A 23,762-nucleotide genomic window follows, 5' to 3' on the forward strand; every position below is an offset into this window, starting at 1 on the left:
TAAAAAAGGGGTCTGGTTCCAGAAAACTCTGGGACCAGGCCCTTTTTCATGTGTAGACGGAGTAGGAATTGTCGTATGACAAATCAAGAAGCGCATCGCCGAGTAACTGTTGTGCTATTCCCCGGGTTCGAGCTCTTGGACGTATTTGGACCGGTTGGCCTTTTTGGCCATGTCCCAGAGATTGAGGTCGAATATGTCGCCAACATTGCCGGTCCGATAACCAGCGCTCAGGGGACGGAGGTTATCGCCACGCGCTGCATCGCTGAACTTGAGGCAGTCGATATTCTCCTGGTGCCCGGTGGAGCAGGGAGCAGAACACTAGTTGAAGATGCAGAGTTTTTGGAGTGGCTTAAGCGCATCGGATCCCAGGCGCGGTTAGTGGCGTCGGTCTGCACGGGTTCGGCGCTGCTTGCTGCGGCTGGGCTACTTGAAGGAAAGCGGGCAACTAGTAATAAGTTGGCTTTTGATTGGGCCACCTCGTTCGGAAACGAAGTGATGTGGGTGAAAGAAGCCCGATGGGTCGAAGACGGTAATCGGTGGAGCTCATCAGGGGTCGCAGCAGGTATGGATATGGCTGTTGCTTTAATTAGCAGCATCCTTGGCGAGGAAGCTGGTCGATTGGCCGCCAGAAAAATTGAGTATCGGCCCCAGGCAGACGCCACTGTCGACCCTTTTGCGAATTGAGCGAAATAGCGGCGCCGGGCTTCTTCTAAATATCGAAACCGTCGAATCCGCCGTCGAAGAATCCGCCACCGTCGTTGCCACCGTCGCCGCCGAAGAGGCCGTCGAAGAAGCCACCGCCGTCGCCTGCGTCACCAGCATCGGCAGCGCCGCCACCGAAGTCGCCGCCGTCAAGGTCATCGCCACCGAAGTCATCGGAACCAAAGTCATCGGAACCAAAGTCCTCGGTGCCGCCGAAGTCGTCAGCACCGGTGCCCATGCCGCTGGCGAACTCATCAGCGCCGTAGGCAACACCGGCCATACCGTGGAAGAGAGTAGAGAACAGCAGCATCGAGCCAGCGGTCCAGACACCGGTGCGGAGCGCGGACTTCCACCAGGGCTCGGAGTACCAACCGGCTGGAACCGGACGGCCAGCGACACGGCCGCCGGGGTAGTAGTTCGGAGTTTCCGGGGTGGCGTATGGCGAGGCGGTAACCGAGTGGCCTTCGTGCTCAATGGTGCGAGTTTCGGTCACAGAACCAGCGGCCTTCTGCCCCTCCAGCGGTGGCAGTGTCGGCCCCGCCGGCAGGCCCATAATTTCGCGAGCAGCATTGATGTAGTGCAGGCCCTCCAGCGCCGATTCGCGCGCCATTCGGGCCTGTGCCGGGGTCCGAGCAGTAGAAATCTGCGAGGAAGCGGCGTTGTAACGCTCGGATGCGTCAGCAAGAGCCTGCGTGGAAGCCGAATCGGTGCCAGCGAGATTCAGCACCTGTGAGCCCAGCCGCTCAATCCAACGGCGGGCGTCTGCGACGGCGTCTTCCAATTGATTGTTCTGGCGGGCATCAAAAGCCCTGTTAGAGCGGTTTTGAGCCATCGACGCGATGATAATCGCACCGCCGACGGTGATAGCGATCAGGATTAAAGCCCCCATGGGCTAGGCCTCCAAAAGGAAATTGCGAGTATTGCTAGTAATTACTTGAAATAACGCACGTAGAGCGCAAAAAGTTCCCGAGCTAACATCTCTGTGCGACAGAGGCAGCTCGGGAACCAGGAAAAGATTGGGTATGGGTAGGTATCTATGACTCGGCGGAGTCGGTGCGCTTGGTGCGGCTCTTTCGATTAGCGTGCCATGCGCGAACTTCTTCGGAATCCCACAGGGTCAACCCATGAAGCTTCGCGACGGGCTCAGGAGCCTTCTTGCGGCCAGCGTAGCTGGTGAAAGTGCCACGTGCGGTGCCGGAAAAAGCAGCGCATTCGACCGCGGTCCATAGTTCGTGTCCAGTATCGGCATCGATAATGGTGGGCTTCATGGTGCCCAGAGTACCCGCGGCACTGGATCCTGAACAGAGGGCAGAAGAATTTCTGGCCCCGGACATCGGCTCGGAAAAACAAAAACCGGGAGCAACGCTCCCGGTTACGTGGAGGGGATGACGGGAATCGAACCCGCGTCTTCAGCTTGGAAGGCTGAGGTATTAGCCACTATACGACATCCCCATAGACAGAAATCCGGTTTAGATGCGCACTCGCCTCAACCAGACCGTGTCTTGGTACAAGGCATATTAACTCGTTAAAGCGCACATACAAAAATCGATGCCAGGTTTTTCTCGAAGGATTTAAAGAAAAGTGGCTGTGGCCGGGAAAAACAGAAAATGAAACTAAAGCAATATGGGGTATATGAAACAGGCGTATAGCCGTTGATTACACTGTCACACGACTCAACAAAGGGGCAGTCGTTTTAGGCGGCTTCTTTGGAGGGTCGGCCGACGAATGGAGTGTTTGCAGTAAACGAGGCCGCCAAAAGCAGTGCCGAGGTGATGCAAACGCCCTGTGATATGCATGGATTTCATGAAACCAGTAGTAGTTGGCAGGTTGGCTCTCGATGGCGTCGTAAAGCGTTTTCAGACAGAGTAATGGCCTGGTTGAACGCGTGGTTTTGTGATTTCGTTAATCGTCAGGTAAATCTATACGGGTCCGTTGTGGAAACGCGATTTCGCGACTATGAGGACCCCGGTGCAGATGCTCCAAAGGGGTTTCTGCTAGGTTTCGAATGACGCATACGGGGTATGGCGCAGCTTGGTAGCGCGTCCGCTTTGGGAGCGGAAGGCCGTGGGTTCAAATCCCGCTACCCCGACCAGTATCACGGGCACTCCCGTGGTCTATGAATTAATCATCGAGTTGCAGGAGAGTGCACCAGTGAAGTCTTCCGTTGAGAAGCTCAATGAGACCCGAGTGAAGATTACCGTCGAGGTCCCGTTTGACGAGCTGAAGCCAGAGTTCGACAATGCCTACAAGGCACTGGCTCAGCAGGTCCAGATTCCGGGCTTCCGTAAGGGCAAGGCACCGGCAAAGCTGATTGAGGCCCGCTTCGGCCGCGGCCCAATCCTGGAGCAGGTGCTCAACGACATGGTTCCGTCCCGCTACGACGAGGTCGTTCGCGAGGAGGAGCTGAAGGTTATCGGTCAGCCTGAGGTTGACATCACCAAGCTGGAAGACGGCGAGCTCGTCGAGTTCACCGCTGAGGTCGACGTCCGTCCGGAGATTGGGCTGCCGAAGTTCGAGGACATCGCAGTTGAGGTTGACCCGCTGGTCGCCGACGAGGAAGCTGTTGAGGCTGAGCTGCAGAACCTGCTCGCTCGCTTCGGCACCCTGACCGGCGTTGAGCGCGCAGTTGAGAAGGATGACTTCGTCTCCATCGACCTGTCCGCCACTATCGACGGTGAAGAGCTGGAAGAGGCTTCCACCGAGGGACTGTCCTACCAGGTTGGCTCCGACGATCTGATTGACGGCCTGGATGAGGCTGTTGTTGGCCTGTCCCAGGGCGAGTCCAAGGAATTCACCACCAAGCTGGTTGCTGGCGAGCACGAGGGCGAGGACGCTCAGGTCACCGTTACCGTTCAGTCCGTCAAGGTCCGCGAGCTGCCGGAAGCTGACGACGACTTCGCTCAGATGGCTTCCGAGTTCGACACCATCGAGGAGCTGAAGGAAGACCTGGCACGCCAGGTCGAGAACACCAAGAAGGGCGAACAGGCTCAGCAGGTCCGCGACAAGGTCCTGGCTGCCGCAATGGAGCAGACCACAATCGCTCTTCCGGAGGGTGTTGTCAAGGAGCAGGTCGAGGGCCAGCTGCAGCAGCTGCTGGGTCAGTTCGGCGGCGACGAGAAGGTTCTGAACTCCATGCTGGAGGCCCAGGGCACCACTCGTGAGCAGTTCGACGAGGACTCCAAGAAGTCCGCTGAGGAAGCTGTTCGCACCCAGCTGTTCCTGGATGCACTGGCTGAGGAGATCCAGCCGGACGTTTCCCAGCAGGAGCTCACCGACCACATCCTGTTCACTGCTCAGTCCTACGGCATGGACCCGAACCAGTTCATCCAGCAGATTCAGCAGTCCGGCCAGCTCGGCAACCTGTTTGCAGACGTTCGCCGCGGCAAGGCTCTGGCCACCTCGATCCTGAAGGCTTCCGCCAAGGACACTGAGGGCAACGAAATCGATCTGAACGAGTACTTCGGTGAGGTCGAAGCTGAGGCTGAGAAGGCTGAGTCCGACAAGGCTGAGGACAACTCGGCTGAGTAAGCCCCGCCGTTAGCGCGACGCATTCCTTATGCTGCAACGCTTATAGCGAACAAGGGCCGTTCCTGAAACAAAGGGACGGCCCTTTTCGTTACCCTCTAGTGAACGACAAACTCGCACACGTACGAAGAAGGAGTACACAGATGAGCGATAACGCCCAGATGTCGACGAACACGGTTTTCGACAAGCTGCTCAAGGAGCGCATTATTTGGCTGGGTGAGCAGGTCGACGACGAGATTGCCAACAAGCTCTGCGGTCAGATGCTGCTCCTGGCAGCTGAGGACCCGGAGGCGGATATCTCGCTGTACATTAACTCCCCGGGTGGCTCCGTCACCGCCGGCATGGCCATTTACGACACCATGCAGTTTGTTCCGTGCGACGTGGCTACCTACGGCATGGGCTTGGCAGCTTCCATGGGTCAGTTCCTGCTCGCCGCAGGTGCTAAGGGCAAGCGTTACGCACTGCCGCACGCCCGCATTATGATGCACCAGCCATCTGCAGGTATTGGCGGTACCGCATCCGACATCACCATTCAGGCTGAGCAGTTCGCTGCCACCAAGAAGGAGATGGCTCGTCTGATTGCGCAGCACACCGGTCAGCCGGTCGAGCGCATTGAGGAAGACTCGGACCGCGACCGCTGGTTTACCGCAGCTGAGGCTAAGGAATACGGCCTGGTTGACCACGTCGTGACCGCTCTCAAGGACACCGCACGCTAAAAGCGGACAGTAGCGAATAATTAGAGGCGATTTAATCAACATGGAGATGAACAATATGCAGATGCCGCAGTCGCGCTACGTGCTTCCTTCTTTCGTGGAGCACTCCAGCTTTGGTGCTAAGGAATCCAACCCATACAACAAGCTCTTCGAAGAGCGCATTATCTTCCTCGGCTCCCAGGTCGATGACACCGCCGCTAACGACATCATGGCGCAGTTGCTGGTGCTTGAGGGCCTGGACCCGGATCGTGACATCACGATGTACATCAATTCCCCAGGCGGCTCCTTCACCTCGCTGATGGCCATCTACGACACGATGCAGTACGTGCGTCCCGACGTGCAGACCGTGTGCCTGGGCCAGGCTGCCTCCGCGGCAGCCGTGCTGCTCGCTGCGGGTGCACCGGGTAAGCGTGCAGCTCTGCCGAATGCGCGCGTTCTCATTCATCAGCCGGCTACCCAGGGAATCCAGGGCCAGGTTTCCGACCTGGAGATTCAGGCGAACGAAATCGAGCGCATGCGCAAGCTGATGGAGGAGACGTTGGCTCGCCACTCCGGTCGCACTGCAGAGCAGATCCGCAAGGACACCGACCGTGACAAGATCCTGACCGCTGAAGAGGCCGTCGAGTACGGCATCATCGACCAGGTCTTCGAGTACCGCAAGCACAACGCCTAAATGGGGACATGGTCTCTTTGGAGTGCTGCGCACTGGCCGTCGTAAAGCACCGGGCGAGATCGCGTGAAATTCGCCTCGCCCCTGGCGTGGAAGCCGGTATTTGCGCACACTCACGGTAGGCTGGTCTGAAGCAGTTATTGGCAACGAAGCGGAAAGGCGGCGGCGGGAGCCTCATGGCGCGTATGCAAGAAAGTGCGGATTTGCTGAAGTGCTCTTTCTGTGGAAAGAGTCAGAAGCAGGTCAAAAAGCTGATTGCCGGACCTGGTGTGTACATCTGTAATGAGTGCATCGAGCTCTGCAACGAGATTATTGAAGAGGAGCTCAACACCGGCGGCGAGGCAACTGGCAACGACGACCGCCTGCCGCGTCCGATGGAAATTCGCGACTTCCTCGATGAGTACGTCATCGGCCAGGACATGGCAAAGCGCACCCTAGCCGTCGCGGTCTACAACCACTACAAGCGCCTTCGTGCTGCAGAGACCAAGTCGGACAACGACGTCGAGCTACAGAAGTCGAACATTCTCTTGCTGGGGCCGACAGGCTGTGGCAAGACCTACCTGGCACAGACGCTGGCTCGCAAGCTGGATGTGCCGTTCGCAATCGCTGACGCCACCAGCCTGACCGAGGCCGGCTATGTCGGTGAAGATGTGGAGAACATCCTGCTGAAGTTGCTGCAGGCTACTGATTTCGACGTCGAGAAGGCGCAGCGCGGCATCATTTACGTCGATGAGATTGACAAGATCTCGCGTAAGTCTGAAAACACCTCTATCACTCGCGATGTCTCCGGTGAAGGTGTGCAGCAGGCGCTGCTGAAGATTCTCGAGGGAACCGTAGCCGCCGTGCCCCCGCAGGGTGGGCGCAAGCTGCCAAACCAGGAGTTCATTCAGTTCGACACCTCCAATGTCCTGTTCATCGTCGCCGGTGCGTTTGCCGGTCTGGAGAAGGTCGTGCAGGAGCGTGTCGGTAAGAAGGGGCTGGGCTTCGGCGCAGATGTCACCTCGGCTAACGACGCGGATATGAAGGATCCATTCCGCGACGTGCTGCCGGAGGACCTCGTTCGATTCGGCCTGATCCCTGAGTTCATTGGTCGCCTGCCCGTCATCGCATCGGTCACCAACCTCGATGAGGACGCGCTGGTTCGCGTACTCACTGAGCCCAAGAACTCCCTGGTTCGCCAGTACCAGCACCTGTTCGACATGGACGGTGTGCGCCTCACCATCGACGATGAGGCACTGCGCGCCATTGCCGCCAAGGCGATTAGTCGCAATACCGGCGCCCGTGGTCTGCGCGGCATCATGGAAGAAATCTTGGTTCCCGTGATGTTCGACGTACCAGAGCGTGACGACGTTGCGGAGGTCATCGTTCACAAGGAATGCATCACGGACGGTGCAGCGCCAGAACTCGTTGAACGCAGCGCGGACAAGAAGACTGCGTAAAGGTAGCTAAAAACCCGGTTAGAGCGCCTGCTCTAACCGGGTTTTGATGTCTGTGTGGAGCCCTAGTCGTCCATGCCGTAGATGTCGCGGTAATCCGGGGCATCATCAGCAGCCAAGTCCTGAGTCTCTGGGTTGGGCTGATCGCCATAGACCTCTGCGCCAAGCGCGGACGAGTTCGCGCCATGGGAGGCCAGCAAGGAAGTGTACGAGCTTCCCGGTTCGTTGCGAGGCGAGGATGTCAACAGGCTGGTCACGGTGTCCTGTGCGAACTCACGCAGCTTGTCCGACAGCACCGTCGACTGCATTTCAATGCCGTAGAGGTTTTCAAAAGTCCGTTGGTGCAGGGTGGGGAAGGTGGCCAGTGAGAGCACGAGAATATAAAGATCAAGTGCGGAAATGTCAGTGCGGAATGCACCGTAATCGCGGCCGAGCAACAAGATGCGGTCAAACTCCAAAACAATTGGGCTCTGACCACCAAGCCCAGTCACGCCTTCAAGCGGCAGGACTGGGTGTAGGTTTTCCTGGATGATGAACCGCACGGCGAGCGGGTTCGCCGAGAAATAGTCGTAGATAACGCCGACTACATGCTGCAGGGCTTCCACCGGCACATTGGAGTGTGGACGCAGGGCGTCGTCGTCAGGCCTTACGGTCTCCAGCACATGTGCCCACGTCGCCCTGTAGAGTCCCATCTTGTCACCACAGTGGTAGTGAAGCATGCGCTTGGAGACACCAGAGGCGGCAGCAATGGCATCCAAACGGGCATCTGCATACCCCTTTGCGGTGAATTCTTGAAGTGCTGCCACCAAGACTGCATGGGGGATTGCATCAGAGGAGCCTGGAGACTTCATGAAAATCCTTTGCTTGGACTAGAGAGCGACTACGGGGTTTTGGCTATCTAACGGGGGTGAAATTGGTCAGTCGCGGACTTCTTTCTAGTGAAATGAGTACACGACCGTAAGTCATGCCTAATGCTATCCGTTTTTCAGAAATGGCCTGAGCGCATCGCCCCCGTCTGCGCCAATTCTGCAGTCGCATTAGAGTGGGCAGCGAATTGATTCTCTCTCGAGAAAGGCCTGTAGTGAACAAGACTCCCGTAAAGGTTGCAGTTACCGGCGCCGCCGGACAGATCGCTTACTCCCTGCTCTTCCGCATTGCCAGCGGTTCGGTTTTCGGCCCTGAGACCCCGGTTGAGTTGAACCTGCTGGAGATTACTCCGGCGCTGCACGCCACCGAAGGCGTCGCCATGGAGCTGTTTGACTCCGCCTTCCCGCTTCTGACTGGCATCAACATCACCGATGATCCGGCAAAGGCATTCGACGGCGCCAACGCCGCATTCCTGGTCGGTGCGAAGCCGCGTGGCAAGGGCGAGGAGCGCTCCGCACTGCTGGGCGCCAACGGCAAGATCTTCGGTCCGCAGGGTGCCGCACTGAACGATCACGCAGCAGACGACATCAAGGTTCTGGTTGTCGGCAACCCGGCTAACACCAACACCATGATTGCCGCTTCCCACGCTAAGGACATCCCGGCAGAGCGCTTCACTGCCATGATGCGCCTGGACCACAACCGTTCCCTGTCCCAGCTGTCGCAAAAGATTGGTGTTCCGACCACTGAGATCAAGAACATGATCGTCTGGGGTAACCACTCCGCAGACCAGTTCCCGGACATCACCTACGCCACCATTGCAGGCGAGAAGGTCTCCGACAAGGTTGACGCTGCATGGGTCGAGCAGGACTTCATCCCGCGTGTCGCGAAGCGTGGCGCAGAAATCATCGAGGTCCGCGGTTCTTCCTCCGCAGCTTCCGCTGCAGCTGCCGCAGTTGACCACATGCGTGACTGGGTGACGGGTACCCCAGAGGGCGAGTGGGTCTCTGTCGCACTTCCGTCCGATGGCTCCTACGGCATCGACGAGGGCCTGGTTGCTGGTGTTCCGTGCTACGCCAAGGACGGCGAGTGGGTTCGCGTTGAGGGCCTGGATCTCTCCGAGGTGCAGCGCGCTGGCATCGAGCGCAACGTCAAGGCACTGCGCGAAGAGCGCGACGCAGTTAAGGACCTGCTGGTCTAAGGGTCGCTTAACGCCTGTTTAAAGGTGCCCTCTTGTGATGGTTTCACAAGAGGGCACCTTTTCATTTACTGCGGTAATCGCAGATTGGCTCGGGGCGTGAGTAAAGCTTGAATTCGGCGGTGCGTAAGTCGCCGATAGCAGATATGGGTTGGGGCGCAAGGGTCGTCGTAAAGCCCCTGGAAAAACAAATCCGGGCAAGGCGCTAAGATGTGACGCGTGACTGAGAACAACGTGGACCTAAACAGAGCAGATAAGTTGCCCAAGTCGTGGAACCCGGCTGACGTGGAGTCGGACCTGTACCAGGGCTGGGTAGACGCTGGCTATTTCGAGGCTGATCCGTCTAGCTCCAAGCCGGCTTACTCTATTGTGCTGCCCCCGCCGAATGTGACGGGTCAGCTGCACATGGGCCACGCATTGGACCACACTTTGATGGATGCGCTGGTGCGCCGTAAGCGCATGCAGGGCTACGAGGTGCTGTGGCTGCCGGGTATGGACCACGCGGGTATCGCAACGCAGACCAAGGTCGAGGCGATGCTGAAGGAGTCCGAAGGCAAGGACCGCTTCGATTATGGCCGCGAGGAGTTCGTGGAGAAGGTCTGGGAGTGGAAGCACGATTACGGCGGACGTATCGGCAACCAGATGCGCCAGATTGGTGACTCCCTGGATTGGTCCCGTGAGCGCTTCACTCTGGACGAGGGCCTGTCCCGTGCGGTTCAGACGATTTTTAAGGAACTGTTTGACCGCGGCCTGATTTACCGCGCCAAGCGCATGGTTAACTGGTCTCCGGTGCTGCAGACTGCAATCTCGGATATTGAGGTCAAGTACGAGGACGCTGAAGGCGAGCTCGTCTCCTTCCGCTACGGCGATGGGGAAGACTCCATTGTTGTGGCGACGACTCGTGTGGAGACGATGCTGGGCGACGTGGCAATTGCCGTGCACCCGGAGGATGAGCGCTACACGCACCTGGTGGGCAAGGTTTTGGACCACCCGTTCCGCGAGGACCTGAAGATTCAGGTCATCGCCGATGACTATGTGGACCGCGAGTTCGGTACCGGTGCGGTGAAGATCACGCCGGCACACGATCCGAATGACTTCGCCATGGGCCAGCGCCACGACCTGGATATGCCGGAGGTCATTGACACCACTGGCCGTATCTTCAACACTGGCACGCGTTTCGACGGCATGGATCGTGCGGAAGCCCGTACTGCGCTGACGGAGGCGCTGCGTGAGCAGGGGCGCATTGTCAAGGAGGTCCGCCCGTACGTTCACTCGGTCGGCCACTCGGAGCGCTCGGGTGAGCCGATTGAGCCGCTGCTGAGCCTGCAGTGGTTCGTTAAGGTCGATGAGCTGGCCAAGATGTCCGGCGATGCTGTTCGCGAGGGCGACACGGTTATTCACCCAGCTTCGCAGGAGCCGCGCTGGTTCGATTGGGTCGATGACATGCACGACTGGTGTATTTCCCGCCAGCTGTGGTGGGGCCACCGCATCCCGATTTGGTACGGCCCGAATGGCGAGGTCGTCTGTGTCGGCCCGGATGATGAGGTTCCGACGGGCGAGGGCTGGACGCAGGATCCGGACGTGCTGGATACCTGGTTCTCGTCTGCGCTGTGGCCGTTTTCCACGATGGGTTGGCCGGAAGCCACCCCAGAGCTGGAGAAGTTCTACCCGACATCCGTACTGGTTACCGGCTATGACATTCTGTTCTTCTGGGTCGCGCGCATGATGATGTTCTCGACCTTTGCTGCCACCCTGGCTGATTCACCGCTGGGTAAGGGGCGCGACGGTCGTCCGCAGGTGCCGTTTAAGGATGTCTTCCTGCACGGTCTGGTCCGCGATGAGCAGGGTCGCAAGATGTCGAAGTCCCTCGGCAATGGCATTGACCCGCTGGACTGGGTCCGTGACTACGGTGCGGACGCACTTCGCTTCACGCTGGCGCGTGGCGCTAACCCAGGCTCTGACCTGCCGGTCGGTAATGACGCCGCTCAGAGCTCCCGTAACTTCGCCACCAAGCTGTTCAACGCCACCCGCTTTGCGCTGATGAACGGGGCCCACGTGGGCGAGCTGCCGGACCGCGACCAGCTCACCGACACCGACCGCTGGATCCTGGACCGCCTGGAACAGGTCCGCGCCGAGGTTGACGCTGCGCTGGATAAGTACGAGTTCTCCAAGGCCAACGAGGCCCTCTACCACTTCGCATGGGACGAGGTCTGTGACTGGTACCTGGAGATGACCAAGGTTGACTTCCCGCGCCTGAACGACGGCGAGACCATGACCGAGGACCAGGCCGCCCGCGCCGCCTCCACTCGTCTGGTTCTCGGCCGCGTGCTGGATACGCTGCTGCGTCTGCTGCACCCGTCCATGCCGTTCGTCACGGAGACGCTGTGGAAGGCGCTTACCGACGGCGCGGAGGGCTTCGAGGATTCTCTGGTTATTTCCGCCTGGCCGGATGCCACCATGACCACCGACGGCGCTGCTGTCGATGAGGTTGCCGCACGTCGTATTGCCGATGCCCAGAAGTTGGTCACCGAGCTGCGTCGTTTCCGCAATGACCAGGGTGTGAAGCCGTCGCAGCGCGTGCCGGCACGCATGAACCTGGCGGATGCTGATCTGACTGCTCAGGAAGAGATGATTCGTTCGCTGGCTCGTGCTGAGGCACCGGAGGACGGCTTCACCGCTACCGCTTCCATTGAGGTGCGCCTGTCTCAGGCCACGGTCCTGATCGAGCTGGATACCTCCGGCACCGTCGACGTGGCCGCTGAACGCAAGCGTCTGGAAAAGGACCTGGCCAAGGCAGAGAAGGAACTGGCCGGCACCGAGAAGAAGCTCGGCAACGAGGCCTTCCTGTCCAAGGCTCCGGAGCAGGTCGTGGAGAAGATTAAGACTCGCCACCAGTTCGCACTGGAGGAGATTGACCGTATTAAGGCTCGTTTGGAGGGACTTCCGCAGGCATGACCGATCCACGGGATGCTGAACCACGTGATGAGGCCGCAGGCGAGATTCGTTTGAATCTTGGCGGCGAGGACGATTCGGTGACGCAGGAAGAGTCTGCGGTGCGAGAGGAGTCCACTGCAGCGCCTGAGTTTGAATTCGATCCGGCTGACTCTCAGATCGTCGAGGACCTTGAACCTCGCGAAATCGCCGGTGTGATGGCCGATGGCCGCATGCCCGATGACATGCGCCTCGGTGAGGTCTCCGTGTCCGAGGAGGGCCTGAGCCTGCCCGTCGATGTGGATCGCCCAGTCAACGAGCCGGCTCCGCTGGAGGCCACCGCAGAGGAACTGCGCGAGCTCGCAGAGGTGGAAGCCGAGCTGGATCAGCGCTGGCCGGAGACCAAGATTGACCCGTCGCTCGAGCGGATCGAGATGCTGATGGACATCCTTGGCCATCCTGAGCGTGCCACTCCGGTCATTCACGTTGCCGGCACGAATGGCAAGACTTCCACTGTGCGCATGATTGAGTCGCTGGTGCGCGCTCTCGGTCGTCGCACCGGCCGCACCACCAGTCCGCATCTGCAGCTGGTTACCGAGCGCATCGCCATCGATGGCCAGCCCATTCATCCACGCGATTACGTGCGCATCTGGCGCGAGATTCAGCCCTACGTGGAAATGGTTGACGCCAAGTCCGCCGAAAAGGGCGGCCCGCAGATGAGTAAGTTCGAGGTCCTCACGGCCATGGCCTACGCTGCCTTCGCCGACGCTCCTGTCGATGTCGCCGTGGTGGAAGTCGGCATGGGTGGCACATGGGATGCGACCAACGTGGTGGAGGCCGACGTGGCAGTCATCTGCCCAATTGGTCTCGATCACACGGAGTACCTCGGCGATACCCTGGTTGAAATCGCTGCTGAGAAGGCCGGCATCATCAAGTCGCGGTGGAATAAGGACGACTTGCTCACGCCACCGGACAATGTCGCCATTGTCGGCGAGCAAGAGCCGGAAGCAATGGACGTCGTTTTGCGACGTGCCGTGGAAATGGACGCCTCCGTCGCCCGCGCCGGAGTTGAGTACGGCGTCGTCAGTCATCAGCTGGCGGTCGGCGGGCAGAACCTGACGCTCAAGGGCCTGGCCGGCGAGTATGACGATATCCATCTGCCGCTGCACGGTCCGCATCAGGCGCGTAACGCAGCCACAGCACTGGCTGCGGTGGAGGCGTTCTTCGGCGCAGGTCCGGGGCGTCCGCTCAACATTGATGCGGTTCGCGAAGGCTTTGCGACGGTCGCATCGCCCGGCCGTCTGGAGCGCGTGCGCTCGACCCCGACGGTGTTTATCGATGCCGCCCACAATCCGCACGGTGCCCGTGCGCTACGCACGGCCCTCTCCGCTGAGTTCGACTTCCGCCGTGTGATTGGTGTGCTGTCGGTGCTGGGGGAGAAGGATGCTCGTGGGCTGCTGGTGGAGCTGGAGCCTTACTTCGAAGAAGTGGTTATTACCCAGAACACATCGCCGCGTGCGCTGCACTACGACGACCTGGCTGACCTCGCGGAGGAGATTTTCGGCGAGGAGCGCGTGCATCGCGTACCGACTCTGCCGTCCGCCGTTGAGCTAGCTGTAGCGCTGGCTGAGGAAACCGACACCGGAGACGGTATTGTCTCTGGTTCCGGTGTGATCGTCACTGGATCTGTTGTCACTGCGGGCGAAGCCCGGACACTATTTGGAAAGGACCCGCAATGAGCGAATCTCAGGCGAGCCAGCCACAGGGCAATGGCGCGGAGGATTACACCGCTGCCGACCGCGAGGCCCTGCGCGCCTACCGCGAGGGGCGTGACCTGAGTGAGGGCGGCAAGTATGGCCCGCTCGGTGCGGGACACGATCCGGCTAAGGACCCGCTGAAGGGTCTGCGCGGTGTTATGTCCGGCACGCTGATTATGCAGGCTATTTCGGTGCTGCTTGGTCTGACTGTGGTCACGCGCATTCCCGACGGCCAGATTAACCAGACCTTCTCGGTTACGTACATCACCATCCTGGGCTTGGCTCTGATTGCGATGGCCTTCCTGCAGAAGCAGCCTTGGGCACTGAAGGCGAACATTGTGCTGCAGGTCTTTGGTGTGCTGGCTATCTTCACGCACGTGTCTATGGGCGTGGTGGGTATTTTCTTCGCCCTGGTGTGGGCCTACATTCTGCATCTGCGGAAGAACCTCCTCCAGCGTATGGAGCGCGGTCTGTTGACCACCCAGCACTCGTAAGTCTCCCGCGCTCGTAGTCGCGCTGGGTTACGCTGCACATTTCACCCCGCTGCACCACCACTCCGGTGCAGCGGGGTTTGTCATAGTATGATGCTCACCATGACTGAACGTACTCTTATTCTGATCAAGCCGGACGGCGTTTCCCGCGGTCTGGTCGGCGAAGTTATCTCCCGCATCGAGCGCAAGGGCCTGAAGCTGGTCGCGCTTGACCTCCGTGTTGCTGACGAGGCAACTGCGAAGGAGCACTACGCAGAGCACGTCGATAAGCCGTTCTTTGGTGAGCTGGTTGATTTCATCACCTCTGCACCGCTGGTCGCTGGTGTTATCGAGGGCCCGAACGCAATCGCTGCGTGGCGTCAGCTCGCTGGCGGCACCAACCCGGTTGAGGCCGCAACTCCGGGCTCCATCCGCGGTGACTTCGCACTTGAGGTTGCTAACAACGTTGTTCACGGTTCCGATTCTCCGGAGTCCGCTGAGCGCGAGATTGGTATTTGGTTCCCGAACCTCTAAACGTTGACGGTTCAGCATTGACCCGTGAGCGTTGAACTGGCGCCGAACTGAGCAAGCAATTGTTTGCCGGTTCGGCGCTTTTTGCTTGTCGACGACCGTGGGGCGGCCCTTCAGCGGGCTGCACGTGTGAATGCGGGCACGGGCTGCAAATGTGAAACTGTAGGAGTTTATGACACTTTCCGGCAATTTTTCAGGCCATTTTTGTCATAAACGCAGTCAGTAACTCGGATTGGCCCGCCGCCGCCAATGTCGGTGCGCGCCACCTGCTCGATATGTGCGACAATGGACAGCAGCAGTAGTGCTCGGGAGTTCGCTCCGGTGGATGAGATATTCCGCATGTGATCGCTGAATCCCCGAGTCAGCCGGTAGGCCTGCCAATAAGACTTTCATAATTGTTCATCGTTTTCGGTCCTCTATCTGCGCATTTGGCGCAAATGAAGTGGCTGTCGCAACATCGTTGCTCCGCCTGGTTTCCAAGGCCACAACGGATGTAGGCGCACATGGAATGACAAAGAGTGTGCTTCCTGTTGTCGGGTTTTGCGTGGTGGGGTGTCAAGGAGAAACAAATACAGTGGCAAATTTCAGCCAGGATGTTGTCGCTAAGGCACGCGAATTTGATCGTGAGTCAGCGGCTCTGAAAACCCGAGTCCACCACCTGGCCAAGAGCTTGGGGTTGACCTCGAAGGAAACCATCGAAGCACTGGGGCACGCGGGGATCGTCGTAAAGTCCGCTGCGTCCACCATTAATCAAAATCAGCTCGACGCAGTGCTGAATTTCATCGGCGATCATCCAGAGGATGCCTCGCTTGACGACGGATCTGCTGCGACCAAGCCAACCGGCGAAAAGCCGGCCGCGAAGGAAAAACAGTCGGCAGGTAAGCCGAACGCGGCGGATGAGAAGTCGGACGAGCAAACTGCAGCTAAGTCCGAGAAGAAGCCAGCTGCGAAGAAGAGCGGCAAGAAGTCGGCTGCGAAGAAGGACACAAAGAAGGCTGCGCCGAAGGCAGCCAAGAGCGAAGCGGAGTCGGACGCAGCGCCTGCCGAGGAAGTGACCGAGAAGAAGGACACCAAGAAGGCCTCGGCTAGAAAATCCTCGGCAAAGCAGAGCGCAGAGAAGCAGAGCGCAGAGAAGAAGAGCGCAGAGAAGAAGAGCACGACTAAGAAGCGAGCAACGCGTAAGCGGGCTGTGAAGAAGACCGCTGGTGCTCCGGAAGAAACCGCTGCGAAGGACGAGCAGAAGGACTCGAACTCGGTCGTCGAGGAAGCTGTTGAGGCTGTCGTTCAGTCGTCGTCGAAGAAGGCTGCAGACAAGAATGCTTCCGATAAGAAGGCTGCCGACACCGTAGCCGAGACCGCTGAGAAAACCTCCGCTGAGGAAGCTTCCGCCGAAGCACCTGCTGCAAAGAGCGCTGCAGTGACCACACGTCGTGGCCGCCGAGTTCGCCGTGCGGTCCGCACGACCAGCGCTCCAGTGGCAGAGGAAGCTCAGGAAGCGCAAGAGCCGCAGAAAACGCAAGAGCCGCAGGATACGCAGGCAACTCAGAGCGAAGCCCTGCAAGACATCGAGCCGCCGGTAGTCCCGGAGCCGCCGGTTGCGGAAGAGCAGACCGCGTTTGCGCCTATCTTCCTGGCTCCGCAGGCTGTACCGGCCACGGCCAAGAATTCGGCCACCGAGGATGCAGCTTCGGCTGACAGCGGTGCCTCCAACCAGGATTCCGATGACAACGCGGGGGAGGGGCAGGACGGCTCGTCGTCAAGCGAAACGGAGCGTCAGCCGCGGCCGCGCCGTCGCCGTCGTGGACGTGGGCGTCGTAATGATGATGCTCAGCAGGCGGAGAAGACCACCGAAAACGCAGAGCGCGAGGAGGCGGAAACCCGCGAGGCGGTCGAAGAGCCGCAGGCGATCAAGGGCTCGACTCGCCTGGAGGCGCAGCGCCGTCGCCGTATTGAGCGTCGTGAGGAGTCGCGCAAGCGCCACGTGATCTCGGAGGCTGAGTTCCTGGCTCGCCGTGAGTCGGTGGAGCGCACGATGGTGGTGCGTGAGCGCAAGCGCCATGACCACGCGGGCATTGTCACTGAGGTGGGTGTGCTGGAAGATGACCTGTTGGTCGAGCACTTCGTTACCTCTGACACGCAGACCACGCAGATCGGCAATATCTACCTCGGTCGCGTGCAGAACGTCCTACCCAGCATGGAAGCGGCGTTCATTGATATCGGAACCGACCGCAACGGTGTCATTTACGTAGGTGACCTGAACTGGAAGCTGCTGGGCACGAAGTCGCGTTCGCGCAAGATTGAACATGCGCTGAAGGCCGGCGACCAGATTCTCGTCCAGGTGTCCAAGGACCCGATTGGTCACAAGGGTGCGCGTCTGACCACCCACATTTCGATGGCTGGTCGATTCCTGGTGTACGTGCCGGGCGGCCGTAGCGCGGGTATTTCCCGCAAGCTGCCGGAGCCGGAGCGCAAGCGCCTGAAGTCGATTCTGAGCGAGGTTACGCCGGAGGGCTCGGGCACGATTATCCGTACCGCAGCCGAGGGTGTGTCCAAGGAGGCCATCGAGGCCGACATCAAGCGCTTGGAGACGCAGTGGCAGGAGATCTGGGAAGCCTCCGAGGCGGCGAAGGCCAAGCGCGGAGCAAAGCCAATCGCGCTGTACGAAGAGCCGGACATGCTGGTCAAGGTCGTCCGCGACGTCTTCAACGAGGATTTCTCGCGCCTCGTGGTGGAGGGCGATCGCCCGTGGAACACAGTGACGGACTACATCGGCGACCTGGCACCGGAGCTGGAGCCGCGACTGCAGCGCTACTTCGCCAAGGAGCACGGCGGCGCCGATGTCTTCGAGCACTTCCGCATCGATGAGCAGCTGGCCAAGGCACTCGACCGCAAGGTCTGGCTGCCTTCGGGCGGCACGCTGGTCATCGACCGCACCGAGGCCATGACGGTCATCGACGTCAACACCGGTAAGTTCACCGGCGCTGGCGGAAACCTGGAAGAGACGGTCACTCGCAACAACCTGGAGGCCGCTGAGGAAATCGTCCGCCAGATGCGTCTGCGCGATCTGGGCGGCATGATTGTCGTCGATTTTATCGACATGGTGCTGCCGGAAAACCAGGATTTGGTGCTGCGCCGTCTGAAGGAGGCCCTGGGCCGCGACCGCTCGCGTCACGAGGTCTCCGAGGTCACCTCGCTCGGCCTCGTCCAGATGACTCGCAAGCGTCTGGGCACAGGCCTGCTGGAGACCTTCTCCACGCCGTGTAGCTGCTGCAATGGCCGCGGTCTGATTATCCACATCGATCCGGTTGAGCAGGACAATCAGGGCCGTGGCCACAAGAATGGCCGTCGCAACGACGAGCAGGACAAGTCCAAGCGCCGCAACAAGTCGCGCTCGGAGCACAATCCGGCCAACCACCCGGCCGCGCTGGCCATGCACCGCGATCAGAGCGACCAGGCAGGCTCTTCCAAGGCAACGCGTGACGACGACACGGAGACCAACCAGCGCGATAAGGACGCAGCCGACAAGCGTGTCGCAGCTGCTGTCGAAGCTGTCATCGTCTCTTCTGAGAACGATGAGCCGAAGCCGCCGCGTCGTCGCCGGGTTCGTAAGAGCCAGGGCCGAAACGATGAGCAGCGACAGAACGGCCGTGGCCGTCAGGAGCGCCGCGAGCGTACTGAGCAATCGGAGAACTCCAATGACCTGGCTGCTCTGGCTGCCGCAGCTGTTGCGGAAGCCCGTGAGAAGGACCCAGAGGAGCCGTCGGATGACCGTTACATGCCGCAGGAGGGGCAGCGCCGCCGCCGTCGGGCTACGCGTCGCCGTGTAGCGGAGCATGTTGCCGTTGATTCGGCTGCACGCGACGCTGATGACCGCGACGAAGAATATGGTGATCGTCGCAAGCGTTCGGAGCGCCCGACCCGTGCTGAGCGTGCCGAGCGCACCGATAACGGTGGAGGCCGTGGCGAGGCTGAACGCTCCAGCAGCGCTAGCGCTCGACGTCGCCGTCGTCGCGCTGTGCGTCGTACTGCTGTGGATGAAACCACTGCGCCTCAGGCTGAGTCTCAGGCAGCTTCCACCACAGATGTGAGGGAGCCAGCCAAGGATGGCAAGGGCGGCAACGCTAACAAGACCGGTAAGGCTGTGGCCGAGGAGTCCCAGACCTATGAGGAGGCGAAGGAGGCGTTCGAGCGTTCTCCACGCCGTCGTCGTCCGACGCGCGGTAACTCCCGCTCGGATCGCGCACCGCGTCGCGAGGACTTCGAGCCCACTAAGCCAAAGGCCGACGCTGAAGGCAGCAAGGGTGGAGATCGTGCGAAAGACAACCGCGATGACAGCAACCGCAGCACCAACCGCAGCGCCAACCGCAGTGGCGGTGGACGCCGCTCGGGCAAGTCACGGGTTGAGGTCGTAGCGGTCCAGGGCACGGGAGCTCGCCGTAATCGCCGTCGGGCGGTGCGCAGGGTCTCGTCGCAAAGCGATGCCGAAGCGACTGCGCCGAAGCAGCGACAGGGCGCTTCAAACCGCGCTACTAAGCCAGAGCAGAAGCAGGCTAATCGCGGTGCTGCGGCGCCGGAGACGAAACCGGCCAATCGTCGTCGCCGCGTGCGTCGTGCGGTGCGCCGAAGTGGCCAGAACTAGAGATTGGAAATCTGAAATAAGGCCAGATAGAAGGTTGTTTTCCGTTCCCTAAAGCAGGGGGTGGAAAGTGGCTTCGGAAACTGCCCGGGAAGACCGTGAAAACCGATGGGGGACAGGGTCTTACTCGGGCAGTTTGTAATTTAGGGGGATTTTTCGCTACTCTTGACCAGTCGCTGATTAGTAGGCGTATCTGGTCATGCCCACTGGTGCTTGAGGCGCTGGTGGTAAGGAAACGGCCAGAGCGGGGAAATCTACTCGGATTTGGCTTTCGGGTATGTCCCTGAAGTGTTCTGCACACGCAACTAATCGCAATTCCATTGTCCAGTCAAGGAATTACAAAGATTCCTTGAGTCGAGTTTCTCAGATAAAGGGGTAGCCCTCCTATGTACGCGATCGTCAAGACCGGCGGCAAGCAGTACAAGGTTGCCGAAGGTGACCTCGTCAAGGTCGAGAAGATCGAGGGTGAGCCGGGTTCGTCCGTGGCTCTCACCCCGGTTCTGCTCGTCGATGGCGCAGATGTCATTGCGGATGCCGACAAGCTTGCCAACGTTACCGTTAACGCAGAGATTGTCGAGGCCGCTAAGGGCCCGAAGATCCGCGGCATGCACTACAAGAACAAGACTGGCTACAAGCGCCGCTACGGCCACCGTCAGCCGCTCACTGTTCTGAAGATTACCGGCGTCTCCAAGTAAACCGCCGAAATTCCAATTAGCTTTTCCCTAGGAGAAAATCATGGCTACTAAGAAGGGTGCATCCAGCACCAGCAACGGCCGCGACTCCGAAGCTAAGCGCCTCGGCGTGAAGCGCTTCGGCGGCCAGCAGGTTAAGGCAGGCGAGATTCTCGTTCGTCAGCGCGGTACCTCGTTCCACCCGGGTGAGAACGTTGGCCGTGGCGGCGACGACACTCTCTTCGCTCTGAAGGCAGGCGCAGTCGAGTTCGGTACCCGCCGTAACCGCCGCATTGTCAGCATCGTTGAGAATAACTCCTAAGAACAACCCTCGGTTGTCCACATAGGATTACTGCAACGTTGAATTTGAGGCAGGTTTAACTGCCTTGCAGAAGAGCCGATTCCTTTCCCACTGCGAAAGGTAATCGGCTCTTTTGTTGTTTATGTACTGTTTCGCGCTTTTAGGTTGCGAGGCAGCGTTTTGTTACCGCCTAGACTTCTGCCCGTCGGCTCGCTTAAATTAGGGCATTACTCCAGGCACTAGATGATGGCTCTCCGCTCGGAAGTGTGTGTGATTTTATGTCTCGTTTTGTAGATCGTGTCGTACTGCATTTGCAGGCCGGCGACGGTGGTCACGGCTGTAACTCGGTGCTGCGTGAAAAGTTCAAGCCACTCGGCGGGCCCGATGGCGGCAACGGTGGCCACGGTGGCGACATTGTGCTGGTCGTCGACCCGCAGATTCACACTCTGATGGACTTCCACTTCCATCCCCACATCAAGGCTGCCAACGGTAAGCCCGGCGCGGGTGATCACCGCAATGGTGCTCGCGGCGAGGACCTGGTTCTCGGAGTGCCGGAGGGCACGGTTGTGATGACCGAGGATGGGGAAGTGCTGGCGGACATGACCGGTAAGGGGGACCGCTTCATCGCCGCTGAAGGCGGTTACGGTGGCCTGGGCAACGCAGCGCTGGCGAACAAGAACCGCCGTGCGCCGGGCTTCGCTCTCCTCGGTGAGCCTGGCGAGGCCAAGGATCTTGTCTTGGAGCTCAAATCCATGGCAGACGTTGGACTGGTGGGCTTCCCGTCAGCCGGAAAGTCCTCGCTGGTCAGCACCTTGAGCGCTGCTAAGCCGAAGATTGGTGACTACCCATTTACCACGCTGCAGCCGAACCTGGGTGTGGTCAACGTTGGCTACGAGTCCTTCACCATCGCAGATGTGCCGGGCCTTATCCCGGGGGCGTCTGAAGGCCGTGGTCTTGGGTTGGATTTCCTGCGTCACATTGAGCGCTGTGCTGTGCTGGTGCATGTGGTGGACGCTGCTGCGCTGGAGGGCGACCGCGATCCGGTCTCTGACATCAAGGCGTTGGAGGCGGAACTCGCCAACTACCAGTCGGTGCTGAAGGCCGACGTGGGGCTTGGGGACCTCGCAGAGCGTCCGCGCGTCATCGTGCTGAACAAGATTGACCTGCCCGATGCTCGCGAGATGATTGACATGCAGCGCGAGGAGTTGGAGAAGTTCCGCTGGCCGATTTATGAGATCTCTACGGTGACGCACGAGGGACTCAAGGAGCTGACCTACGGCCTGAAGGATCAGATTGCCGCCTACCGCAAGGCGCATCCGTTGCCAACAGAGCAGGAGCCCCGTGCGGTCATCCGTCCGGAAGGTGTGCGTGGCAAGAAGCGCGAAGGCGCGGACTTCACCATCGAGCGCGATCCGAATACCCCAGATGGGTTCATTGTGCGTGGCCGTAAGCCGGAACGCTGGATTAACCAGACGGACTTCGAAAACGACGAGGCAGTCGGCTACTTGGCTGACCGCCTGGCCAAGCTTGGTGTAGAAGATGCCCTGGCAAAGGCTGGGGCAACGGTTGGCTGCCCGGTGACGATTTCCTATCTCACCTTCGAGTGGTACCCGCAGCAGGTCGCGGGCACCGATGACTTCGTGCCGAGTGGCCGTGGTACCGACGATCGTCTCTACGTCAACGAGCGCACTAGCGCTGAGCAGCGTAAGCGTGCATCGCAGGCCCGCCGTGGTCTGATTGACGAGTACGATTTCGGAGATGGCGAAGAGGCTATTCGCGACCGGTACTCATAGTCGCGGGCGCCAGCGTCGTCGGCAAGCGAAGACTTCAAACTTGCATTTTGTCACTGATTGTTTAAACAATTATATAGTCAGAATTACATTAGACCGTCATGTTTTCCATTAGTGAAATGAGTGAGTCAGTTATCCCTTCCGACACCGTTGCCAACGATGTTGACGTCACTGGAGCAGATGCATTAGATGCCCCGGTAGCTACCGCGCCGAAGTCTGAATCGGACGCGCCGATTTCCCGTGAGGAGGTCGACGAGCTGCTTCACGACAATCCCGAATCCACCGTCGCTGAGATTGAAAAGGCGACTGAGAATTTATCTCCGGGAACCAAAGGCGGTTTCGATTCCGAGACTCGTGAGGCAATTCGGACCGCGAAGCGTGTCGTGGTGAAGATTGGTTCTTCCTCGTTGACCGGATCTGACGGTCGTACCGATCCCGAACGCATCGACTTCATTGCCGATGCCCTGGAAAAGCGTATGGGCTTTAGCGATGTCATTGTCGTGTCCTCCGGCGCGGTGGCATCCGGAATGGGGCCGCTGGGGCTGACTTCGCGTCCCACTGATTTGGCGACCAAGCAGGCGGCTGCAGCGGTGGGGCAGGTGCGCCTGGCACAGGAGTGGGGACGCTCCTTCCTGCGCTATGGCCGCACTTCTGCGCAGGTGCTTTTGACCTCGGACGATGCAGGTGTGCGTTCGCGTGCCCGCAACGCTCAGCGCACTATCGACCGCCTGCGCCAGCTGGGTGCAGTGCCAATTGTCAACGAAAATGACACGGTCGCGACCTCGGAGTTCCGCTTCGGCGACAACGACCGCCTGGCCGCCCTGGTCAGTCACCTGGCGTACTGCGATGCACTGATTCTGCTTTCCGACGTCGACGGCCTCTACGACCGCAACCCGGCCGATCCAGGTGCGACCTTTGTGCCAGAGGTGCGCAGCGGTAACGACCTACGTGGTGTTATCGCCGGTGACGGTGGGGCACTGGGCACCGGTGGAATGGCCTCGAAGGTGTCTGCCGCACGCCTGGCTTCGCGTGCTGGGGTGCCGGTGCTGCTGACTTCTGCGTCCAACATTGAGCGAGCACTTGACCAGGCAGACGTGGGAACCGCTTTCGCCGCGAAGGACAACCGCCTGAGCGCCTGGAAGTTCTGGATGCTCTACGCAGCGGATAGCTCGGGCCTGCTTCGCCTGGATGCCGGCGCGGTCGACGCTGTGACCCGCATGCGCAAGTCGCTGCTCCCGGTCGGTATCACCTCGGTTGACGGTGAGTTCTCCGCTGGTGACATCGTCGACCTGATTGGCCCGAGCGGTGAGGTCATCGGACGCGGCGAGGTCAACTATGACTCTGAAGAACTGCTGGGCATGATCGGCTACCACACCGAGGAATTGCCGAATGACATGCAGAAGCCTGTCGTCCATGCCGACTACCTGTCGGATTTCGCCTCCCGCGCTTAGGAGAGCGTTGCGCTGAGAGCTGCAGCGCTTAAAGACGCGCACCTGGGCGCGCCCGGACAGAGGTGCCTCGGCAAAGACCGGCTGAGTGGGGACTAGCTGAGTGCGGACTGGCTGGG

At 59.8% G+C, this 23,762-nt stretch carries 19 protein-coding genes and 2 tRNA genes; 16 read left to right on the plus strand and 5 right to left on the minus strand.

Annotated elements, in window-relative coordinates:
- The first annotated feature begins 75 nt into the window (after nucleotides 1-75).
- Nucleotides 76-684 (plus strand): DJ-1/PfpI family protein, encoded by a 609-nt coding sequence (locus tag QP982_RS05640; RefSeq protein ID WP_088611431.1) that lies wholly within the window; start codon nucleotides 76-78, stop codon nucleotides 682-684.
- Between the two features lie 25 nt (nucleotides 685-709).
- Here the strand turns inward: QP982_RS05640 and QP982_RS05645 are convergent, their stop codons facing one another.
- From QP982_RS05645 to QP982_RS05655, 3 genes are all read right to left on the minus strand, one after another.
- A complete protein-coding gene (locus QP982_RS05645) occupies nucleotides 710-1,591 on the minus strand; it encodes a hypothetical protein (protein ID WP_070603377.1) in 882 nt (293 codons plus the stop codon).
- 145 nt (nucleotides 1,592-1,736) lie between these two features.
- Nucleotides 1,737-1,970, minus strand: coding sequence for a hypothetical protein (locus tag QP982_RS05650; RefSeq protein ID WP_040361601.1), 234 nt, complete (start codon nucleotides 1,968-1,970; stop codon nucleotides 1,737-1,739).
- Between the two features lie 109 nt (nucleotides 1,971-2,079).
- Nucleotides 2,080-2,154: transfer RNA gene (locus tag QP982_RS05655), tRNA-Gly, on the minus strand.
- A 563-nt stretch (nucleotides 2,155-2,717) separates the two neighbouring features.
- On the opposite strand from QP982_RS05655, the gene QP982_RS05660 reads away from it, so the two are divergent.
- The 5 genes from QP982_RS05660 (at nucleotide 2,718) to clpX (ending at nucleotide 7,049) form a co-directional block, all read left to right on the plus strand.
- Nucleotides 2,718-2,794 (plus strand) — tRNA-Pro (locus QP982_RS05660).
- A complete protein-coding gene (tig, locus tag QP982_RS05665) occupies nucleotides 2,767-4,230 on the plus strand; it encodes a trigger factor (protein ID WP_083295680.1) in 1,464 nt (487 codons plus the stop codon). Before QP982_RS05660 ends, tig begins: the two co-directional genes overlap by 28 nt.
- Before the next feature lie 140 nt (nucleotides 4,231-4,370).
- Entirely contained in the window at nucleotides 4,371-4,943 is a 573-nt protein-coding gene (locus tag QP982_RS05670) for an ATP-dependent Clp protease proteolytic subunit (protein ID WP_016422302.1), read from the plus strand.
- A 46-nt stretch (nucleotides 4,944-4,989) separates the two neighbouring features.
- A complete protein-coding gene (locus QP982_RS05675; protein WP_369707172.1) occupies nucleotides 4,990-5,613 on the plus strand; it encodes an ATP-dependent Clp protease proteolytic subunit in 624 nt (207 codons plus the stop codon).
- 173 nt (nucleotides 5,614-5,786) lie between these two features.
- Complete coding sequence (clpX, locus tag QP982_RS05680; protein ID WP_048735141.1) at nucleotides 5,787-7,049, plus strand: ATP-dependent Clp protease ATP-binding subunit ClpX; 1,263 nt, start codon at nucleotides 5,787-5,789, stop codon at nucleotides 7,047-7,049.
- A 62-nt stretch (nucleotides 7,050-7,111) separates the two neighbouring features.
- Here the strand turns inward: clpX and QP982_RS05685 are convergent, their stop codons facing one another.
- On the minus strand, nucleotides 7,112-7,897 hold the full coding sequence (locus QP982_RS05685; protein WP_038628098.1) for a TetR/AcrR family transcriptional regulator: 786 nt from the start codon (nucleotides 7,895-7,897) through the stop codon (nucleotides 7,112-7,114).
- A 230-nt stretch (nucleotides 7,898-8,127) separates the two neighbouring features.
- Between QP982_RS05685 and QP982_RS05690 the strand changes: the two genes are divergently transcribed.
- The 5 genes from QP982_RS05690 (at nucleotide 8,128) to ndk (ending at nucleotide 14,800) form a co-directional block, all read left to right on the plus strand.
- Nucleotides 8,128-9,111: a malate dehydrogenase gene (locus QP982_RS05690; protein ID WP_038628100.1), complete on the plus strand. Its 984-nt coding sequence runs from the start codon at nucleotides 8,128-8,130 to the stop codon at nucleotides 9,109-9,111.
- 216 nt (nucleotides 9,112-9,327) lie between these two features.
- Complete coding sequence (locus tag QP982_RS05695; RefSeq protein WP_239272554.1) at nucleotides 9,328-12,063, plus strand: valine--tRNA ligase; 2,736 nt, start codon at nucleotides 9,328-9,330, stop codon at nucleotides 12,061-12,063.
- Between the two features lie 209 nt (nucleotides 12,064-12,272).
- Nucleotides 12,273-13,778 carry a bifunctional tetrahydrofolate synthase/dihydrofolate synthase gene (gene folC, locus QP982_RS05700; RefSeq protein ID WP_224784299.1) on the plus strand — a complete coding sequence of 502 codons (1,506 nt, stop codon included), beginning with the start codon at nucleotides 12,273-12,275 and terminating at the stop codon, nucleotides 13,776-13,778.
- On the plus strand, nucleotides 13,775-14,290 hold the full coding sequence (locus QP982_RS05705; RefSeq protein WP_049190860.1) for a DUF4233 domain-containing protein: 516 nt from the start codon (nucleotides 13,775-13,777) through the stop codon (nucleotides 14,288-14,290). The genes folC and QP982_RS05705 overlap by 4 nt, the downstream gene beginning before the upstream one ends.
- A gap of 99 nt (nucleotides 14,291-14,389) precedes the next feature.
- Nucleotides 14,390-14,800: a nucleoside-diphosphate kinase gene (gene ndk / locus QP982_RS05710; protein WP_038629458.1), complete on the plus strand. Its 411-nt coding sequence runs from the start codon at nucleotides 14,390-14,392 to the stop codon at nucleotides 14,798-14,800.
- Between the two features lie 167 nt (nucleotides 14,801-14,967).
- Here ndk and QP982_RS05715 read toward each other — a convergent pair whose 3' ends face one another.
- Nucleotides 14,968-15,138, minus strand: a complete 171-nt coding sequence (locus tag QP982_RS05715) for a hypothetical protein (RefSeq protein WP_284870291.1) — start codon at nucleotides 15,136-15,138, stop codon at nucleotides 14,968-14,970.
- Between the two features lie 233 nt (nucleotides 15,139-15,371).
- On the opposite strand from QP982_RS05715, the gene QP982_RS05720 reads away from it, so the two are divergent.
- The 5 genes from QP982_RS05720 to proB all read left to right on the plus strand — a co-directional run bounded on the left by QP982_RS05720 (nucleotide 15,372) and on the right by proB (nucleotide 23,646).
- Nucleotides 15,372-19,436 (plus strand): translation initiation factor IF-2 N-terminal domain-containing protein, encoded by a 4,065-nt coding sequence (locus tag QP982_RS05720; protein WP_284870292.1) that lies wholly within the window; start codon nucleotides 15,372-15,374, stop codon nucleotides 19,434-19,436.
- A gap of 383 nt (nucleotides 19,437-19,819) precedes the next feature.
- The gene (rplU, locus tag QP982_RS05725) at nucleotides 19,820-20,128 is read left to right on the plus strand and encodes a 50S ribosomal protein L21 (protein WP_005511541.1); all 309 of its coding nucleotides are present in this window, start codon (nucleotides 19,820-19,822) and stop codon (nucleotides 20,126-20,128) included.
- 40 nt (nucleotides 20,129-20,168) lie between these two features.
- A complete protein-coding gene (rpmA, locus tag QP982_RS05730) occupies nucleotides 20,169-20,426 on the plus strand; it encodes a 50S ribosomal protein L27 (RefSeq protein WP_016422312.1) in 258 nt (85 codons plus the stop codon).
- 257 nt (nucleotides 20,427-20,683) lie between these two features.
- Nucleotides 20,684-22,198 (plus strand): GTPase ObgE, encoded by a 1,515-nt coding sequence (gene obgE / locus QP982_RS05735; protein WP_049171005.1) that lies wholly within the window; start codon nucleotides 20,684-20,686, stop codon nucleotides 22,196-22,198.
- A gap of 98 nt (nucleotides 22,199-22,296) precedes the next feature.
- Nucleotides 22,297-23,646 carry a glutamate 5-kinase gene (gene proB / locus QP982_RS05740; RefSeq protein WP_088611434.1) on the plus strand — a complete coding sequence of 450 codons (1,350 nt, stop codon included), beginning with the start codon at nucleotides 22,297-22,299 and terminating at the stop codon, nucleotides 23,644-23,646.
- The last annotated feature ends 116 nt before the right edge of the window (nucleotides 23,647-23,762 follow it).

It is taken from the genome of Corynebacterium sp. MSK019, from assembly GCF_030232425.1.
In the GTDB taxonomy this organism is placed as follows: Bacteria; Actinomycetota; Actinomycetes; order Mycobacteriales; family Mycobacteriaceae; genus Corynebacterium; species Corynebacterium jeikeium_D.

Bases quoted from the DNA above. Each gene is read 5' to 3' on its own strand.
- rplU (WP_005511541.1), top strand. From the start codon at position 19,820: ATGTACGCGATCGTCAAGACCGGCGGCAAGCAGTACAAGGTTGCCGAA.
- QP982_RS05650 (WP_040361601.1), bottom strand. From the start codon at position 1,970: ATGAAGCCCACCATTATCGATGCCGATACTGGACACGAACTATGGACC.
- rpmA (WP_016422312.1), top strand. From the start codon at position 20,169: ATGGCTACTAAGAAGGGTGCATCCAGCACCAGCAACGGCCGCGACTCC.
- QP982_RS05640 (WP_088611431.1), top strand. From the start codon at position 76: ATGACAAATCAAGAAGCGCATCGCCGAGTAACTGTTGTGCTATTCCCC.
- clpX (WP_048735141.1), top strand. From the start codon at position 5,787: ATGGCGCGTATGCAAGAAAGTGCGGATTTGCTGAAGTGCTCTTTCTGT.
- QP982_RS05685 (WP_038628098.1), bottom strand. From the start codon at position 7,897: ATGAAGTCTCCAGGCTCCTCTGATGCAATCCCCCATGCAGTCTTGGTG.
- proB (WP_088611434.1), top strand. From the start codon at position 22,297: ATGTTTTCCATTAGTGAAATGAGTGAGTCAGTTATCCCTTCCGACACC.
- folC (WP_224784299.1), top strand. From the start codon at position 12,273: ATGCCCGATGACATGCGCCTCGGTGAGGTCTCCGTGTCCGAGGAGGGC.
- QP982_RS05670 (WP_016422302.1), top strand. From the start codon at position 4,371: ATGAGCGATAACGCCCAGATGTCGACGAACACGGTTTTCGACAAGCTG.
- ndk (WP_038629458.1), top strand. From the start codon at position 14,390: ATGACTGAACGTACTCTTATTCTGATCAAGCCGGACGGCGTTTCCCGC.
- QP982_RS05645 (WP_070603377.1), bottom strand. From the start codon at position 1,591: ATGGGGGCTTTAATCCTGATCGCTATCACCGTCGGCGGTGCGATTATC.
- QP982_RS05705 (WP_049190860.1), top strand. From the start codon at position 13,775: ATGAGCGAATCTCAGGCGAGCCAGCCACAGGGCAATGGCGCGGAGGAT.
- QP982_RS05715 (WP_284870291.1), bottom strand. From the start codon at position 15,138: ATGCGGAATATCTCATCCACCGGAGCGAACTCCCGAGCACTACTGCTG.
- obgE (WP_049171005.1), top strand. From the start codon at position 20,684: ATGTCTCGTTTTGTAGATCGTGTCGTACTGCATTTGCAGGCCGGCGAC.
- QP982_RS05675 (WP_369707172.1), top strand. From the start codon at position 4,990: ATGAACAATATGCAGATGCCGCAGTCGCGCTACGTGCTTCCTTCTTTC.